Genomic DNA, 15,635 nt, shown 5'->3' with positions numbered 1-15,635 from the left:
ATGATCAGGGGCTTTTTTGCTTGTGCTGATCGGGAGGAGCTCAGCTGCCCTGGTCGGGGTTGCCGAGGGCTGTGGTGTTGAAGCCGGCATCCACGTACATGATTTCGCCGGTGATGCCGCTGGCGAGGTCGGAGCACAGGAAGGCTGCGGCATTGCCGACTTCATCGATGGTCACGTTGCGCCGCAGGGGGGCATTGCGTTCGTTGAATGCCAGCAGCTTGCCGAAGCTGCCGATGCCGGAGGCGGCCAGGGTTTTGATCGGACCTGCGGAAATGGCATTGACCCGGGTGCCTTCCGGCCCGAGGCTGACGGCCATGTAGCGGACGGCAGCTTCGAGGCTGGCTTTGGCCAGACCCATGATGTTGTAGTTGGGCATGGTGCGCACGGCGCCCAGATAGGACATGGTCAGCATGGCCCCGTTGCGCCCCTTCATCATCGGGCGGGCAGCCTTGGCAAGAGCGGGAAAACTGTAGGCGCTGATGTCCTGGGCGATGCGGAAGGCTTCCCGGGAAGCGCTGTCGAGGAAATCGCCTTCCAGGGCTTCGGTGGGTGCAAAGGCGATGGAGTGCACCAGGCCATCAAGGCCGTCCCATTGCTGACCGAGTTGTTCGAACAGGCTGGCGATTTCGGTGTCGCTCTGCACATCACAGGGGTACACCAGCGTGCTGTCGAATTCGGCAGCCATTTTGATGACGCGATCGTGGAAACGCTCGTTCTGATAGGTGAAGGCCAGTTGGGCGCCTTCCCGGTGCATGGCTTTTGCGATCCCGTAGGAGATCGAGCGGTTGGACAGCAATCCGGTGATGAGAATGCGTTTGCCGGCGAGAAAGCCCATCAAGGTGTCTCCATTGAATAACCACTCGATTATAACGGATGCTTTCCGGCTGCGTCCTGTCGCGGATTCCGGGACATCCGGTAGACTGGGGGCATGCGTGCGATGATCCGATATCTTGCAACTCTCCTCCTGGTTGCCGTGGCTGCGGGCTGCGGGCAGGTCTGGAATGATCCCTATCCTGCTGCCGAGCGGGGCCAGAACATTCTGTATTCGGCCTTCACCCAGCGCCCCAAACATCTCGATCCGGTCCAGTCCTACAGTGAGGACGAGGCGACTTTCCTGTACCAGATCTACGAGCCACCGCTCCAGTATCACTATCTCAAGCGTCCGTTCCAGCTTGCGCCGGCGACAGCACGGGCCATGCCTGCCCTGCGGCAGTACGACGAAGCAGGGCAACTGTTACCTGCCGGCGTTGATCCGGCCAGGGTGGCACGCAGCGAGTACGAGATCCAGATTCAGCCGGGAATCCGCTATCAGCCACATCCGGCGTTTGCCACAGACGGTGCGGGCAAGCCGGTTTATCTGGACATGAGCGCCGCTGTGCTGGCCGACAAGCGCAGCCTGGGTGATTTTCCGCTTACCGGCACGCGGGAGCTGACCGCAGAGGACTATGTCTACCAGATCAAGCGTCTGGCTCATCCGCGTCTGCACTCCCCTGTGCTCGAATTGATGGGGGACTACATCATCGGTTTGAAGGATCTGCACGCGCTCCTGGTGGCTGGAGAGAAGGCCAGCAAGGACAGGCAGGCGTGGATCGATCTGCGCAACTACCCCATGAGCGGCGTCGAGGTGGTGGATCGCTATACCTACAGGGTGCGGATCAAAGGGGCGTATCCCCAGTTTCCCTACTGGCTGGCCATGCCCTTCTTTGCGCCAGTGCCCTACGAGGTGGACCGCTTTTTTTCCCAGCCCGGCATGGCCGAACGCAACCTGACCCTCGACTGGTGGCCCATCGGCACCGGGCCCTACATGCTCCAGGAGAACAACCCGAACGCCCGGATGGTGCTGGTGAAAAACCCCAACTATCACGGCGAGAGCTACCCCTGCGAAGGGGAGGACGAGGACAAGGCGGTAGCGTTGCTGGCGGACTGTGGCAAGCCGCTGCCTTTCATCGACAAGGTGGTGTTCACCCGGGAAAAGGAGAGCATTCCCTACTGGAACAAGTTTCTGCAGGGTTACTACGACGCCTCGGGGGTGTCGTCGGACAACTTCGACCAGGCCGTCCAGATGGGCGGGCAGGGGGATGTGACCCTCAGTGACGAGATGGTCGCCAAAGGAATCAGGCTCAACACTTCGGTTGCGCCGAGCGTGATGTACATGGGCTTCAATATGCTCGACCCGGTGGTGGGGGGCAGCAGCGAACGGGCACGCAAGCTGCGTCTGGCCATTTCCATTGCCATCGACCAGGAAGAGTTCATTGCGGTTTTTCAGAATGGCCGGGGTGTTCCGGCCATGCATCCGATTCCTCCGGGTATTTTCGGCTATCGGGCAGACAAGGCCGGGATCAACCCCCAAGTGTATGACTGGGTGGACGGCTTACCCCGGCGCAAATCGGTTGAGGAAGCCCGGCGTCTGCTGGCCGAGGCAGGCTACCCTGGCGGCCGGGACACGAAGACCGGCGAGCCGCTGGTGGTCAATCTGGATACCACGGCGGGTGGCATGGGTGACAAGTCCACCGTCGACTGGCTGTCGAAGCAGTTTCGCAAACTGGATGTGCAGCTCGTGGTCCGGGCGACGGATTACAACCGTTTTCAGGACAAGATCCGTAAAGGCAACGCGCAGCTATTCTACTGGGGCTGGAATGCCGACTACCCGGATCCGGAGAACTTCCTGTTCCTCCTTTACGGGGCCCAGGGCAAGGTCAAGGGCCAGGGTGAGAATGCGGCCAACTATGAAAACGCCGAATACGATCGTCTCTTCGAACGCATGAAGGCCATGCCCGACAGCCCGGAGCGTCAGGCCATCATCGAGCGCATGCTGTCCATCCTGCAGCACGACGCGCCCTGGGTGTGGGGGTTCTACGAGAAGGCCTACTCCCTGCAGCATGGCTGGTTGCTCAATCGCAAGCCGGGCAAGATCATCCGCAATGGTCTCAAGTATCAGCGCATCGATGTGGAGGCGCGGCAGCGTCTGCGTGCCGAATGGAACAGCCCGATGGTGTGGCCCCTGGCGCTGGTTGTTCTGGTCGGGGCGCTGGCGGTGGCACCGGCCGTCATTCACTACCGGCGCCGGGAGCGGGCGGGCGCCGGGGCCTGAGCGGCCCGGCTGGCTGAAAGGCAGGAGTGCGGCGCTCCGGCCCTCAGCGGGTGGGCAGCAGGCCTTCCGACTGGAGCTTGCTCCCTAACAGCTTGATGAGTTCTTCGACGACCTGGGCGGATGACCTGGGGTTGAGGGTTTCGCTCACGGCGGTCCACACGGGTTTGCCTTCCGGAAGGCGATACAGCAGGGTCTCCACCACAACGGTGGTGTTTTCCACGGTGTATCCCGGCGTGGTGTAAACATAGGGGTAGAAGGTGTAGAAGGAGCCGTAACGGGGCCCGAAGCGGCGGAACAATGGGTCGTTGGCAAACTGGGTCTGGGGGGGCACCACGACCTGGGATTTGTCCACCGACACCAGCCGGGACAGCAGTGCTGCATCGAAGCCCTCGCGGGCCAGTCGGGCGCGGACTTCGGCAGTTTCGAGGGTGGGGTCGAGTTCGAGTGTGTGGCCGGCGGTGGCGCTGGTGCCAGGGGGAATCGACTGGAGGGCCCGGTTTTCCGCCATCCGGCGCAGGTTCTCATCCTTCACGGCGACAAAAACCACCAGTTTGCGGGGCACGACTCCCGAATCGGTATCGTCGCGCCAAGTGGATTTGAGGGTGGAGCTGGCGCAGCCCGTGAGCAGGATGCCTGCGGCAACCAGGGCGATGATGTGCTTGAGTGACATGGATGCTCCGGTGCGGAAGTGTCGGTTGAATGCATGAGACCGCAAGATTAGCGCCGGATTCAATGAAAATCCCGGCTTCGTGGGGCCAGGTGGCCCAATTGGGCAGAGCGGTCAACGACCCGCTTGGCATGCAGGTGCACCACGCAGCCCTGGCGGGTGATCTGTCCATATACTCCGAGCAGGCGTGCGCCCAGCAAAATGCGGCGTTCGGCCTCAAGAAGTTCTGGCCGGATGATCACGTTCACCCAGCCGGTTTCGTCCTCCAGGGTGACGAACAGGGTGCCCTTGGCGGTGCCCGGGCGCTGGCGGCAGGTGACGATGCCTGCTGCCCGCGCCAGCTTGCGGTCGGGGCAGGCAGCGATTTCTGCGGCGCTCAGGAAGCGCTCCTCACGCAGCAGACCACGCAGGAAACTCAGGGGGTGACGCCCCAGGCTGAAACCCAGACGCGCGTAGTCGGCGATCACTTCCTGGCTTTCACCGGGAGGGGGCAGAGATGGCATGGGGTCGGGGATGGGGGCATCCCGCAGCAAGCCGGGTGCGACTTCACTCCCTGCAGCAGCCCAGCAGGCCTGGCGGCGGTGGCCGGCGAGGCTCCCCAGCGCGCCTGCCGTGGCGAGCACCTGCAGTTCGGTCGCGCTAAGGCCTGCGCGCCGGGCCAGATCCGCCACCGATTCAAAGCGGCGTTGCTGGCGTGCCATCTGCATGCGTGTTGCCGCCTCCGGGGTGAAGCCCCTGATCAGACGCAATCCCAGCCGGGCTGCCGGGCGGCCAGGGAGGGAGGAGGGGGCCAGGGTGCACTCCCAATCGCTGTCCGCTGCATCGGCCGGCAGGACTTCGACATGATGGCGACGGGCGTCCTGGATCAGCTGGGCGGGGCCGTAAAAGCCCATCGGCTGGCTGTTGAGCAGGCCGCACAGGAAGGCGGCGGGCTCGAAGCGCTTGATCCACGCGGATACATACACCAGCAGGGCGAAGCTGGCCGCATGGGATTCCGGAAAGCCGTAGCTCCCGAAGCCCTGAATCTGGCGGCCCAGGGCCTCGGCAAAGCTGGCCTCGTAGCCCCGGGCCAGCATGCCGGCGGCGAGCTTGTCCTGGTAGCGGGTGAGTTCCCCCTTGCGCCCCCAGGCGCCCATGGCCCGGCGCAGCTGGTCGGCCTCGCCGGCGGTGAAGCCGGCGGCCACCATGGCCAGCTGCATCACTTGCTCCTGGAAGATCGGTACGCCGTGGGTCCGGCGCAGCACCGGTTCGATTTCCGGCCGGGGATAGGTGATTTCTTCATTCCGGGCAAGCTTCTCCCGGGCGGAAAGGTAGGGATGCACCATGCCACCCTGGATCGGCCCGGGCCGCACGATGGCGACCTCCACCACCAGATCGTAATAACGGCGGGGGCGCAGACGCGGCAGCATGCTCATCTGGGCCCGGGATTCGACCTGGAAGACACCCATCGCATCGGCTTCGCAGAGCATGTCGTAGACTTCCGGCTGCTCCCGGGGGATGTCGCCCATGGCAAAAGGTGCGCCCCGCCACTGGCTGATCAGCGCCAGGCTGCGGCGAATGGCCGACAGCATGCCCAGGGCCAGCACATCCACTTTGAGCAGGCCGAGGGCTTCCAGGTCGTCCTTGTCCCACTGGATGACGGTGCGGTCTGCCATGGCGGCGTTTTCCACGGGGACCAGTTCGGCCAGGGGGCCCCGGGAGATGACGAACCCCCCCACGTGCTGGGACAGGTGGCGGGGAAAGCCGACGAGTTCGTTGGCCAGTTCGAGCAGCAGACTGATGCGGGGGTTTGCCGGGTCGAGGCCAGCTTCGCGGATCCGCTCCGGTGACACCGTCAGGCCATCCCACCAGGCCAGGCGGCGGGTGAGCTGATCCAGCTGGCCGCCATCGAAACCCAGGGCGCGGCCCACGTCGCGCAGGGCGCTCCTGGGGCGGTAGCGGATCACGGTGGCGGCCAGGGCCGCCCGGTCACGGCCGTACTTGCGGTAAATGTACTGGATGACCTCCTCGCGGCGGTCGTGCTCGAAATCCACGTCGATGTCGGGGGGCTCGTTGCGCTCCCGGGAGATGAAGCGCTCGAACAGCAGGCTGGCTTCGGCCGGGGCGACCTCGGTGACGCCCAGGGCATAGCAGACCACCGAGTTGGCCGCCGAACCACGTCCCTGGCACAGGATCTTCTGACTGCGGGCAAAGCGCACGATGTCCTCGACGGTCAGGAAGAAGGCCTCGTAACGCAGCTCGGCAATCAGGGCGAGCTCCTTGTCCACCTGTGCCTGGATGCCTTCAGGCAGGGGAGTCCTGCCGGCCGCCCAGTCGGGGTAGCGACGACGCAGCCCCTGTTCCACCAGCGTCCGCAGATGGCGCGTCGCCGTGGCCCCGGCGGGCACGATCTCCTCAGGGTATTCGTAGCGCAGGGTGTCCAGGGTGAAATCACAGCGGGCGGCCACCTGCAGGGTTTCGGCCAGCCATTCTGCCGGGTGGTGTTCGCCCAGCCGGGCCCGGGGCTGCAGGTGGGCTTCGCGGTTGGGCGCCAGCAGATAGCCGGCTTCGTCCAGGCTGCAGCGGTGGCGCAGGGCGCCCAGCACATCGGCCACGGCCTTGCGCTCCGGGGTGTGCATCAGGGGGGCACAGGAGCTGACCACCGCAATGCCGGCGCGCCGGGCTGCATCGGCGATCCAGCGGCGGCGCCAGGCATCGTCGGGCCCTAGCTGCAGGGGGGCCGCCAGCCAGCTCGCGCCCGGAAAGAGGCCGGCCAGCCAGCAGGCATCGGTAGCGAGCTCGTCGGGGCGGTCTCCCGTCGTATCAGGAGGGATCAGCAGGGCCAGGCAGCTGGGCAGCCCATCTTCCAGATCGCCGCGCCGCAGGTGGTAAGCCCCCTTGTCCGCAGCACGCCGGCCTTTGCTGATGAGGCTGGAGAGGTGTCCGTAGGCGGAGCGGTCAGTGGCGATCAGCACCAGCCGGGGGCCGTCGGCGAGCTGTAGCGAGGTGCCGATCAGCAGTTTCAGCGTGTCTGGCTGCTGGCGCCACTGGGCGTGGGCCCGGACTACGCCGGCGAGGGAGCATTCGTCGGTGATGGCCAGGGCCGCGTAGCCCAGGGCCTGGGCCTGGGCGACCAGCTCTTCCGGGTGGGATGCGCCGGTAAGGAAGCTGAAGTTGCTGCGGCAGTAGAGTTCGGCAAACGCAGGGGTGAGGAGGCTTGTCATGGGTTGACTGTATAAATAAACAGTCCTTCGGGCAAGCCTCCCCGGGGGTCAGCGTCTGAGGAGGCGTCGCCTTGCCGTCAGGATCGCCAGGCACAGAAGGACGCCCAGGCTGCCGAGGTCCATCGCGCCGCCACCTCCGCCGCCGGAGGATTTTGTCGCTGCGGCCTGGACTTCGACCGTCACCTGGCTCGTTCCCTGGCGCCCCGTGTCATCGGTGACGGTCAGGCTCAGTACATAGGTGCCGGCCACGGGGGCCGTGAAGGAAGGGCTGGCGACGTTGTCGGCGCTGAAGCTGCCGGTGCCCGGGCCGCTGAGCTGGGTCCACTTCCAGCCGACCAGGGTGGCTCCGCCGGGGGCCGTGCTGCCGGCCGAGCCCAGGGTGATGGCCGCACCTGCCGTGGGAGAGGCCGGCACGCTGATCTTTGCCACCGGATCGGTGACAGCCGCCGCCGCTGCGGCGGAAACGGCACCCGCGGTATTCAGCATGCCCGCGCCGCAGGTGGTGGTGGTGCAGTTGCACTGGCCATCTGCGGAGGTGATGGGGCAGGTGGGCAGCGTGTTTTCCAGGGGAAAGGGGGTGGCGCTGCTCTTGATGAAGCGGCTCACGTCCGTCTCGGTCAGGGCCGGGTTGGCGGCCAGCATGAGCGCGGCAGTGCCCGCCACCAGCGGTGCGGCAAAGCTGGTGCCCACGGTGCTGTCGCCCGTTCCGGTGTAGGTATTGCCCGCCGGGCTGGTGCTGCCCTGGTTGGTCAGGGTGACCAGGGGAAACAGGCAGGGCTGGCCCTCCAGGATATTGACGCAGTTGCCGGCCGGGGCGCTGATGCCCACCTCGATACCGTGGCTCGAATAGCCGACCTTGGTGCCCGCATGACGGATGCCGGCCACGGCCAGCACGCCCGGGCAGTTGGCGGGCTCATCGACGGCACCGGATTCATTGCCGGCTGCGGCGACGATCAGGGTGCCGGCGGCGCGGATTTCGGCAATCGCCGAGCGGTAGGCGGCGCTGCAGGTGCCTGCACCAGCCAAGCTGAGGTTGATCACCCGCGCCGGTGTCGGATTGCTGGGGACGCCAGGGACGGCCAGCCCGGCCGCCCAGCGCATGCCGGCGATGATGTCCGAGTCGAAGCCGCCGCATTTGCCGAGCACGCGGATGGGCTGGATGCGGGTGGAACCGCCCATGCCGGCGATACCCCGGGAATTGTTGGTTTCTGCAGACAGAATGCCGGCCACCTGGGTGCCATGCCAGCTGCTGGCCTGGGTCCTCAGGGTGCCGCACAGGGCGACCAGGGCCGGATTGCTGCGGTCGGCCAGGGACACGTAATCGCCAGGGTCCGAGGGGTCGGCGTCGCGGCCGCTCTGGCCGTCGTTGGCATTGAGGTTGTCTGTGATGAAGTCGTAACCGGCCACCAGGCGCGGGGCCAGATCCTCGTGATCGAGGCGTACGCCGGAGTCCACCACCGCCACGATGACCGCGCTGCTGCCGCGGGTCAGATCCCAGGCGGCCTGGGCGTTGGTGGCGGCGAGGCGGGTGGTGTCGGGAGCCTGCAGATACCACTGGAACCCGTACAGGGGGTCGTTGGGCAGGGCGCTGATCTTCTTGATGCGGTCGGGGACGGCGTATTCCACGTCGGCGTCCCGGGCCAGCCGGGCGGCCAGCGCTTCGGATGTCAGGCCGCTGGCGCGCATCACATGGAGATCCCGGCCGGGCTGGCTGACCATCTGGGCGGTCAGCCCGAGCCGGGTGCCCAGGGTTTCGACACGTCCCGCCGCCTGGATCTGCTTGAGGGTGGAGCTGGCCTTGAGCTTGACGATGACCCGGGCTTCACTGGGCTCGTCCGCATGGGCGCACAAGGGGAGGGCTGCCAGGGCAGTCAAGGCCAGACTGATTCGGGTGAGCACTTTCATCGGGCGTGCAGGGATATTTCGGGTGAACATGGGATTTCCGCTTGGAAAGGGCTTGCCACTTTATGCCATTAGGATTGATTGCGCATGAAAAAAACAGCCCGGCTCTTTGGCGGACTCCCGTTCAGCGGCGCTGACGCCCCTTGGTCGGGCCGCCGGACGGTGCGGCGGGCGCCGGCTTGCCGTATTCCTTGAACACCCGCTTGGCATCCTGCTCGGCCCGCAGCTGGGTGCACAGGCTCGGGTCGTCGTCGTGTTCGCTGAAATAGCCGGCCGCCTGGGCTTTCATGACAAGCTGGATGGCGGCGTGTTCGCTGAGGCCGAAACGCTCAAAGATGAGGGTGGTGACTTCGTCCAGGTGTTCTTCGTAGGTCATGGCGTGAATGATCGCAGGGCGGGAGACAAGCCTCGCATTGTACCGGCAGGCGGGCGGGCGCATTGCCCGCCTGTCCGGGCTGCGCGGATAATCGGGGCCACCATCCGCTCTTAGCCGCCACCATGTCCGACACCTCGCCCGTTCTCTCCGCCCTTTACCGTTATCCCGTCAAGTCCATGCGCGGGCAACGCCTGGATGCCAGCCCGGTCAGCCCCCTGGGCCTGCCATTCGATCGCATGTGGATGGTGGCTGATCCGTCCGGCCGCTTTGTCACGGGGCGTGACTACCCGGAGCTGGTCCTGATTGATGCCCATCCCACGGCGCTCGGGCTGACCCTCTCGGCGCCGGGCAGGGAAGCCCTCTTCGTGCCCAACAGTGCCTTCACCGAAGCCTGTGAGACCACCGTGTGGGGCGACCGCTTTGCCGCCTGGGAGGGGAGCCCGGAGGCGGCGGACTGGATCTCAGCCTACGTGGGCACGCGCCTTCGGCTCCTGTGGACCGGCACCGAGACGGCCAGGCGCGTCAGGACGGATGAATGCGTCCCCTTGTCCTTTGCCGACGGCTACCCGCTGCTCATCATTGGTCAGGCTTCCCTCGACGACCTGTCCGCGCGGGTAGGGCGCCCGCTGGCCATGGCGCGCTTCCGCCCCAACCTGGTGGTGTCCGGGGCGGAAGCCTTTGCCGAAGATGGCTGGAAGCGCATCCGCATCGGCACGGCCACCTTCCGCATTGCCAAGCCCTGCGAGCGCTGTGTATTTACGACCGTCGATCCGGAGACCGGACGCAAGGCGCTGGATCAGGAGCCCCTGCGAACCCTTGCCAAGTATCGCAAGACCCCTGATGGGGTGATCTTCGGGCAGAACGTGATTGCCGAGGGGCGCACGGAATTGCAGTGTGGGATGCCCGTGGAGGTTCTGGAGTGATGCTGCCTTGTCCCGGGGCAGGGGGAGAGCAAAGGGCAGGTAAAGGCCCAACGGAGGGTAAGTGAATCAACATTTGCTTAATTAGCTATTCCTGATGTGTCTTTTTTTCCCAAATTGGGTTCCCCGAAATCAGCTGGAAATGGGTCTCCAGCCTTGATCTCCGTCAAATCCAGGGCAATTAACTGCATCGATTTATCCTATGTAAAAAACAGAAGCCGATAATTTCCCGATCTGCCAACAGGGGAATTCAAGTGTTCGGGAATCTTGGAAAAAAAATGCGTGGAGCCGCGGCACTACTGGCTCTGCTGGCCGCGCCGCTGGCCTTTGGCGATGATCCACCCCCCACCCCCGAAGAGCTCGTGAAGATCCGGGCCGCCAATGCCGAGTGCCTCAGCTGTCACTCGGAAGCGGGGCTCAAGAAGCCTCCCAAGGAGGGGATGGATCTCAAGAAACTGCGCAGTCACCTGGTCCACCTGGATACCTTCACGGCATCGGATCACGGGCAGATGGCCTGTACCAAGTGCCACGGCGACGGCTATGCCGAACATCCCCACGCCGCCGATGCCAAGGATGAGATAGCCGAATGTCAGGATTGCCATGCCCGCAAGGCCATGCGCATCGAACGCCAGTTCGACAAGTCGGTGCACGCCGAGAACCTGAGTGACACCTTCACCTGCAAGACCTGCCACAACGCCCATACCATGGCCCTGGCCAGCAAGCTGCGCGATCCCCACAAGATCGTGGCCCAGGACAACAAGATCTGCCTCGACTGTCACGACTCCGATCTGGCCTTCGCCAAGATGGCGCCGGACAACAAGAAGCGTCCGCCCATCGACGAAATCCACGACTGGCTGCCCAACACCCGCCTGCACTGGAAGGCCGTGCGCTGCGTCGAGTGCCATACCCCCACCGAAGACAAGCTCTCCCTGTCCCACGAGATCCAGAACAAGGACAAGGCGGAGAAGAAGTGCGCCACCTGCCACAGCGCCAACTCCTCCCTCAACGCCCGTCTCTACCGTCACCTGCAGGCCGAGGAGCAGAACAAGTACGGCTTCCTCAACAGCGTCATGCTGAGCAGCGCCTACGTGGTTGGCGCCACCCGCAACCCCACCCTCGACAAGGCCCTGATTGCCCTGTTCATCGCCACCGTGCTGGGCGTCATCGGCCATGGCATCGTCCGCATCATCACGACCCGTCTGCGCAGGAGCAAGAACCATGACTAAGCGCGTTTTCATGCTGCCCTTGTGGATCCGCCTGTGGCACTGGAGCAATGCCCTGGCGATCATCGTGCTGTCGATCACCGGCATCAGCCTGCATTTCTCCGACCCTGGCCTGCCCCTGGTGGAGTTTTCCCTGGCGGCCCGCATCCACAACATTGCCGGCGTCTGTCTGGCGGTGCTCTACGCCGGCTTCGTGATCGGCAACATCGTTTCCGGCAACTGGTGGCAGTACGTGCCCAAATCGCCAGGCGTCATCCAGCGCTGCCTGCGCCAGATGCAGTTCTACGGGTCGGGCATCTTCAAGGGGGAGGCCGAGCCCTTCCCGCCGACCCCGGAGGTCAATTTCAACGCCCTGCAGGCCGTCACCTACTGGTCGATCATGTACCTGGTGATGCCGGTGGTGATCCTCAGCGGGCTCGTCTTCCTCTATCCCCAGTTCGCGCCGGCCACCCTGTTCGGCCTGGACGGCCTGTTGCCGGTGGCGCTGGTGCATTACCTCGGCGCGGCGGTGATCCTGCTGTTCATGGTCAGCCACATCTACCTCGGCACCATGGGCCCCAAGGTCAGCAGCCTGTTCAAGATGATGTTCACCGGCTGGTACGAACATTGAGCCACCCGACCCGTTTCCCCCAACCTAAAAACCATCCTCAAGGAGAGTTCAGATGAGATCCACCCTGCAGGCCCTTGTCCTTGGCGGTCTTTGCAGCACCGGCCTGTTCCTGTCGGCCCAGGTCCATGCCCAGGCCGTCGATGCGGACGCCGCCCAGGCCCTGGCCAAGAAGGAGGGCTGTCTCAAGTGCCATGCCCTCGACAAGAAGAAGGAAGCCAAGTCCCTCACGGACATTTCCAAGTCCCTGAAAGGCAAGGCCGACGCCGAAGCCAAGCTCGTCCATCACCTGACCTCCGCCGAGATGGTCAAGTTCGATGACGGCAAGGAGGAAGAGCACAAAGTACTGAAGACCAAGGACAAGGCCGCCATCAAGAATCTGACGGACTGGATCTTGTCCCTCGCCAAATAGTACCCGCAGGACAGGCCCCGACTTGCCGGGGCCTGGTGGAAACCGATAGCAGGATCAGGGAGAAAGAAATGAAAGTCTTGCGACAGTTGTTTGCCTCGTGCCTCATGCTCGGGGCCCTTGCCGGTTCGTCTGCCGCCCTCGCGGCCGATGTGCCGGCCACCAGCGCAGCCAAGCCCCCCGCAAAGGACCTGGTCCTGAAGGGCGACGCCAAGTGCACCAGTTGCCACGATGAGTCCGACGAACCCAAGATCCTGCACATCGGCAAGACCAAGCACGGCACTCTGGCCGACGGCCGCACGCCCAGTTGCACCAACTGCCACGGCGAGAGCGATCTGCACACCTACAACCCGCAGAAACTCAAGGATCGCCCGGGCACCGACCGCAACTTCGGCAAGACCTCCCGGCTGACTGCCGAAGAGAAAAGCGCTGCCTGTACCACCTGCCACCAGGATGGCAAGCACATGAACTGGAACACCAGCGCCCACGCCAACCGCGATGTGGGCTGCACCTCCTGCCACCAGGTGCACGTGGCCAAGGATAAGGTGCGTGACAAGCGTGCCCAGGCCGAGGTCTGCTACACCTGCCACAAGCAGCAGCGTGCCGAGGCCAGCAAGCCCTCGCATCACCCCATCCCCGAAGGCAAGATGACCTGTTCCGACTGCCACAACGCCCACGGCTCCGCCGGGCCGAAGATGCTGGTCAAGGACACCACCAACGCCACCTGCTACACCTGCCACGCCGAAAAGCGCGGCCCCTTCGTGCATAACCATCAGCCGGTCGTTGAGGATTGCGGCAACTGCCACAACCCCCACGGCACCACTGCCGAGGCCATGCTCAAGGCCCGCCAGCCCTTCCTCTGTCAGCAATGTCACGCTGATGCATCCCACCCGGGCAATGTGCCGGCCATCCGCGCCAACATGCCCAATGCCGTCAGCAGCAACATCGGCCCGGGTTATGCCCAGGCCCGGGGCTGTTCCAACTGCCACACCAACATCCATGGCAGCAACAGCCCGAGCAATGCGACGTCCAGCGGACCCTTCCGCTTCTTCCGCTGATCGAGGAGAGGGATCATGAGCACGCAATCCATTTTCAGGCCGACCATCCTTGCCATTGCGCTGGCGGCGGCCTTTCCGGCTGCTTCTGCCTGGGCTGAGGACGAAATCGCCGAGCTGACCTCGCCCAACACCGCTGAGGCCGCCATCAATCTGCCCTACACGGACAAGATCAACCCCCTGTACCGCCAGTACGACGGGGTGAACAACGCCGGCATCAACGCCAATGCCGATCTCGACTACGTGCGCCGCAAGGACGCCGAGTGGTTCCGCATCAACGCCCGCAACCTTGGCCTGCGCACCCAGGAGATGGGCATCTCCTACGAGAAGCAGGGCGACTGGTCGATCAGCCTCGACTACGACCAGATTCCCCGCTACAGCCCCTACCAGGTGAACACCGCGGTGACGGGCGTGGGCAGCACGGGCATCGTCCAGCCGAACATCGCCAGCACCGCCGCTGCGGCAAACAACGCCGGCCTCTACGACGTCACCCTGAAGACCGAAAGGGAGATCACCACCCTGGCGGCCAGCAAGTTCCTGATGCCGGGGCTCAAGCTCGGCTTCACCGTCAAGAACGAGGACAAGGTGGGCACCCGCCTGAGTGGCGTGCGTGGGGTGACCGGCAGCGGCGCCACGCCGGCCAATATCTACAGCGCCTTCCTGTTTGCGCCGGAGCCCATCAACCAGAACCACAAGCAGCTGGAGGCCACGGTGGAGTACGCCACCGACAAGTACCAGCTGGCCGCGGGCTATTACGGCAGCTTCCTGGGGACCAAGCAGAACGCCCTCACGGTGGCGCCCGGCACCAATACCGCGCTGGTGGCAGCCAACCTGTCGCCCATCGCCCTGGCGCCGGACAACTCCGTGCAGCAGTTCTACGTGACGGGCGCCTACAACTTCTCCAGGGACACCCGGGCCAACCTGAAGGTCGCCTGGTCCGAGGGGCGGCAGGATGACGCCTTCCTGGTGGGCCAGCCCACCCTGGCCGGCATCGGCGGCAACCTGAACGCCAAGGTGCAGACCACCGAAGTCTATTCCGCCATCACGTCCCGCCTGACCCGAGACCTGAAGCTGCTCGCCTCCTGGCGCTACGAAGACCGCCAGGACAAGACCCCGGTGCGCATCTTCGGTACCTCCACCAGCAGTGGCGTCACGACCAACTATTACAACAACCCCGAGTCCCACACGGCCAACTGGGGCAAGCTCGAGGCCAGCTACCGGCTGGGGGCGGGCTTCAACCTGACCGGCGGCTTCGACTACACCAACAAGAGCAGCAAGGAGTGGGAGCGTCACGATGTGTCCGAGCTGACCTCGCGCATCGCCGTTTCCCGCAGCATGGGCGAGTCCATCAACGGTACCCTCAGCTTCTCCCACGCCGAGCGCAAGGGCTCCGAATGGAATCAAGGCATCACGCCGCCCATCCTTCCGGTGTACCTGGCCGACCGCAACCGGGATCGTGTCCGCGGCATGCTCGATCTGGCGGCCACCGAGAATCTGAACCTGCAGTTTGCTGTTGAAGCCTACTTCGAGGACTACAACAAGAGCACCTACGGCCTCGACAAGGGGCAGGGGCAGATCTTCTCGGTGGACGGCAGCTATGCCATCAGCGATGTGTGGAAGCTCAATGCCTGGTACACCAAGCAAAACGGTGAAACCCGCCAGTACGCCCAGGGCGCGGTGTGTACCACCGGCAACAGCAGCAACTGCACGGTCAATACCTTCCGCACCGGCACCCTGGTGCAGTGGGATGCCAACCTCAAGCAGGACTCCGACCAGTTCGGCGTCGGCCTCAATGGTCGGATCAGCCGGGTGGATGTGGGCGCCCAGCTGCTGATCTACCAGGACGTGAACAAGCAGGAGGTGAGCAAGATGCCGGCCACCACCTGCACCAACGCGGCCTGCACCACCACGGCCCCGGTGGCCAGCGCCATGGGCATCCTGCCCGACACCAAGTACACCCAGAACACCCTCAAGCTGTTCGGCATGTATCCGGTGAGCAAGGCCACCCGCGTGCGTCTCGACTACATCTACGACATGCGCAAGATGGACGACTACACCTGGAGCAACTGGGTGTATGCCGACGGGACGCGGGTGTATGTGAAGCCGGAGCAGACCACCCAGGTGATCGGCCTGTCCCTGCTGCACTCCTTCTGAGCAGAGTCGCAATTAGCCCCCGGGCGGC

General features: G+C 64.5%; 12 protein-coding genes. 7 read left to right on the top strand and 5 right to left on the bottom strand.

What is annotated here, in order from left to right; translation table 11 throughout:
* Positions 1–40: 40 nt before the first annotated feature.
* Entirely contained in the window at positions 41–835 is a 795-nt protein-coding gene (fabI, locus tag L6Q67_RS10440) for an enoyl-ACP reductase FabI (RefSeq protein ID WP_296568860.1), read from the bottom strand.
* 102 nt (positions 836–937) lie between these two features.
* Here fabI and L6Q67_RS10435 point away from each other — a divergent pair, with 102 nt between their 5' ends.
* Positions 938–3,091, top strand: coding sequence for an ABC transporter substrate-binding protein (locus L6Q67_RS10435; protein ID WP_296568858.1), 2,154 nt, complete (start codon positions 938–940; stop codon positions 3,089–3,091).
* A 43-nt stretch (positions 3,092–3,134) separates the two neighbouring features.
* On the opposite strand, the gene L6Q67_RS10430 is transcribed toward L6Q67_RS10435, so the two are convergent.
* The 4 genes from L6Q67_RS10430 to L6Q67_RS10415 all read right to left on the bottom strand — a co-directional run bounded on the left by L6Q67_RS10430 (position 3,135) and on the right by L6Q67_RS10415 (position 9,239).
* A complete protein-coding gene (locus tag L6Q67_RS10430; RefSeq protein ID WP_296568855.1) occupies positions 3,135–3,761 on the bottom strand; it encodes a hypothetical protein in 627 nt (208 codons plus the stop codon).
* A 59-nt stretch (positions 3,762–3,820) separates the two neighbouring features.
* Complete coding sequence (locus L6Q67_RS10425; protein WP_296568848.1) at positions 3,821–6,961, bottom strand: error-prone DNA polymerase; 3,141 nt, start codon at positions 6,959–6,961, stop codon at positions 3,821–3,823.
* 48 nt (positions 6,962–7,009) lie between these two features.
* Positions 7,010–8,896, bottom strand: coding sequence for a S8 family serine peptidase (locus L6Q67_RS10420; protein ID WP_296568840.1), 1,887 nt, complete (start codon positions 8,894–8,896; stop codon positions 7,010–7,012).
* A gap of 91 nt (positions 8,897–8,987) precedes the next feature.
* Positions 8,988–9,239, bottom strand: a complete 252-nt coding sequence (locus L6Q67_RS10415; RefSeq protein WP_296568838.1) for a hypothetical protein — start codon at positions 9,237–9,239, stop codon at positions 8,988–8,990.
* Between the two features lie 122 nt (positions 9,240–9,361).
* Between L6Q67_RS10415 and L6Q67_RS10410 the strand changes: the two genes are divergently transcribed.
* The 6 genes from L6Q67_RS10410 (at position 9,362) to L6Q67_RS10385 (ending at position 15,607) form a co-directional block, all read left to right on the top strand.
* Complete coding sequence (locus tag L6Q67_RS10410) at positions 9,362–10,162, top strand: MOSC domain-containing protein (RefSeq protein WP_296568835.1); 801 nt, start codon at positions 9,362–9,364, stop codon at positions 10,160–10,162.
* Positions 10,163–10,437: 275 nt separating this feature from the next.
* On the top strand, positions 10,438–11,385 hold the full coding sequence (locus L6Q67_RS10405; RefSeq protein ID WP_296568831.1) for a cytochrome c3 family protein: 948 nt from the start codon (positions 10,438–10,440) through the stop codon (positions 11,383–11,385).
* On the top strand, positions 11,378–11,992 hold the full coding sequence (locus L6Q67_RS10400; protein ID WP_296568829.1) for a cytochrome b/b6 domain-containing protein: 615 nt from the start codon (positions 11,378–11,380) through the stop codon (positions 11,990–11,992). The genes L6Q67_RS10405 and L6Q67_RS10400 overlap by 8 nt, the downstream gene beginning before the upstream one ends.
* 52 nt (positions 11,993–12,044) lie before the next feature.
* Positions 12,045–12,401 carry a c-type cytochrome gene (locus L6Q67_RS10395; protein WP_296568826.1) on the top strand — a complete coding sequence of 119 codons (357 nt, stop codon included), beginning with the start codon at positions 12,045–12,047 and terminating at the stop codon, positions 12,399–12,401.
* A 68-nt stretch (positions 12,402–12,469) separates the two neighbouring features.
* A complete protein-coding gene (locus L6Q67_RS10390; RefSeq protein ID WP_296568824.1) occupies positions 12,470–13,456 on the top strand; it encodes a DmsE family decaheme c-type cytochrome in 987 nt (328 codons plus the stop codon).
* Between the two features lie 15 nt (positions 13,457–13,471).
* The gene (locus L6Q67_RS10385) at positions 13,472–15,607 is read left to right on the top strand and encodes an MtrB/PioB family decaheme-associated outer membrane protein (protein ID WP_296568821.1); all 2,136 of its coding nucleotides are present in this window, start codon (positions 13,472–13,474) and stop codon (positions 15,605–15,607) included.
* Positions 15,608–15,635: the final 28 nt, after the last annotated feature.

The organism is Zoogloea sp., assembly GCF_023150065.1.
Classification (GTDB): Bacteria; Pseudomonadota; Gammaproteobacteria; order Burkholderiales; family Rhodocyclaceae; genus Zoogloea.
The sequence above is the reverse complement of the archived record's forward strand: the minus strand, read 5'-3'. Positions and strand labels throughout refer to the sequence as shown.

Excerpts from the sequence above, each read along its gene's own strand:
- L6Q67_RS10430 (WP_296568855.1), bottom strand. The coding sequence starts at position 3,761 with ATGTCACTCAAGCACATCATCGCCCTGGTTGCCGCAGGCATCCTGCTC.
- L6Q67_RS10385 (WP_296568821.1), top strand. The coding sequence starts at position 13,472 with ATGAGCACGCAATCCATTTTCAGGCCGACCATCCTTGCCATTGCGCTG.
- L6Q67_RS10405 (WP_296568831.1), top strand. The coding sequence starts at position 10,438 with ATGCGTGGAGCCGCGGCACTACTGGCTCTGCTGGCCGCGCCGCTGGCC.
- L6Q67_RS10425 (WP_296568848.1), bottom strand. The coding sequence starts at position 6,961 with ATGACAAGCCTCCTCACCCCTGCGTTTGCCGAACTCTACTGCCGCAGC.
- L6Q67_RS10420 (WP_296568840.1), bottom strand. The coding sequence starts at position 8,896 with ATGTTCACCCGAAATATCCCTGCACGCCCGATGAAAGTGCTCACCCGA.
- L6Q67_RS10395 (WP_296568826.1), top strand. The coding sequence starts at position 12,045 with ATGAGATCCACCCTGCAGGCCCTTGTCCTTGGCGGTCTTTGCAGCACC.
- L6Q67_RS10435 (WP_296568858.1), top strand. The coding sequence starts at position 938 with ATGATCCGATATCTTGCAACTCTCCTCCTGGTTGCCGTGGCTGCGGGC.
- fabI (WP_296568860.1), bottom strand. The coding sequence starts at position 835 with ATGGGCTTTCTCGCCGGCAAACGCATTCTCATCACCGGATTGCTGTCC.
- L6Q67_RS10410 (WP_296568835.1), top strand. The coding sequence starts at position 9,362 with ATGTCCGACACCTCGCCCGTTCTCTCCGCCCTTTACCGTTATCCCGTC.
- L6Q67_RS10390 (WP_296568824.1), top strand. The coding sequence starts at position 12,470 with ATGAAAGTCTTGCGACAGTTGTTTGCCTCGTGCCTCATGCTCGGGGCC.
- L6Q67_RS10415 (WP_296568838.1), bottom strand. The coding sequence starts at position 9,239 with ATGACCTACGAAGAACACCTGGACGAAGTCACCACCCTCATCTTTGAG.
- L6Q67_RS10400 (WP_296568829.1), top strand. The coding sequence starts at position 11,378 with ATGACTAAGCGCGTTTTCATGCTGCCCTTGTGGATCCGCCTGTGGCAC.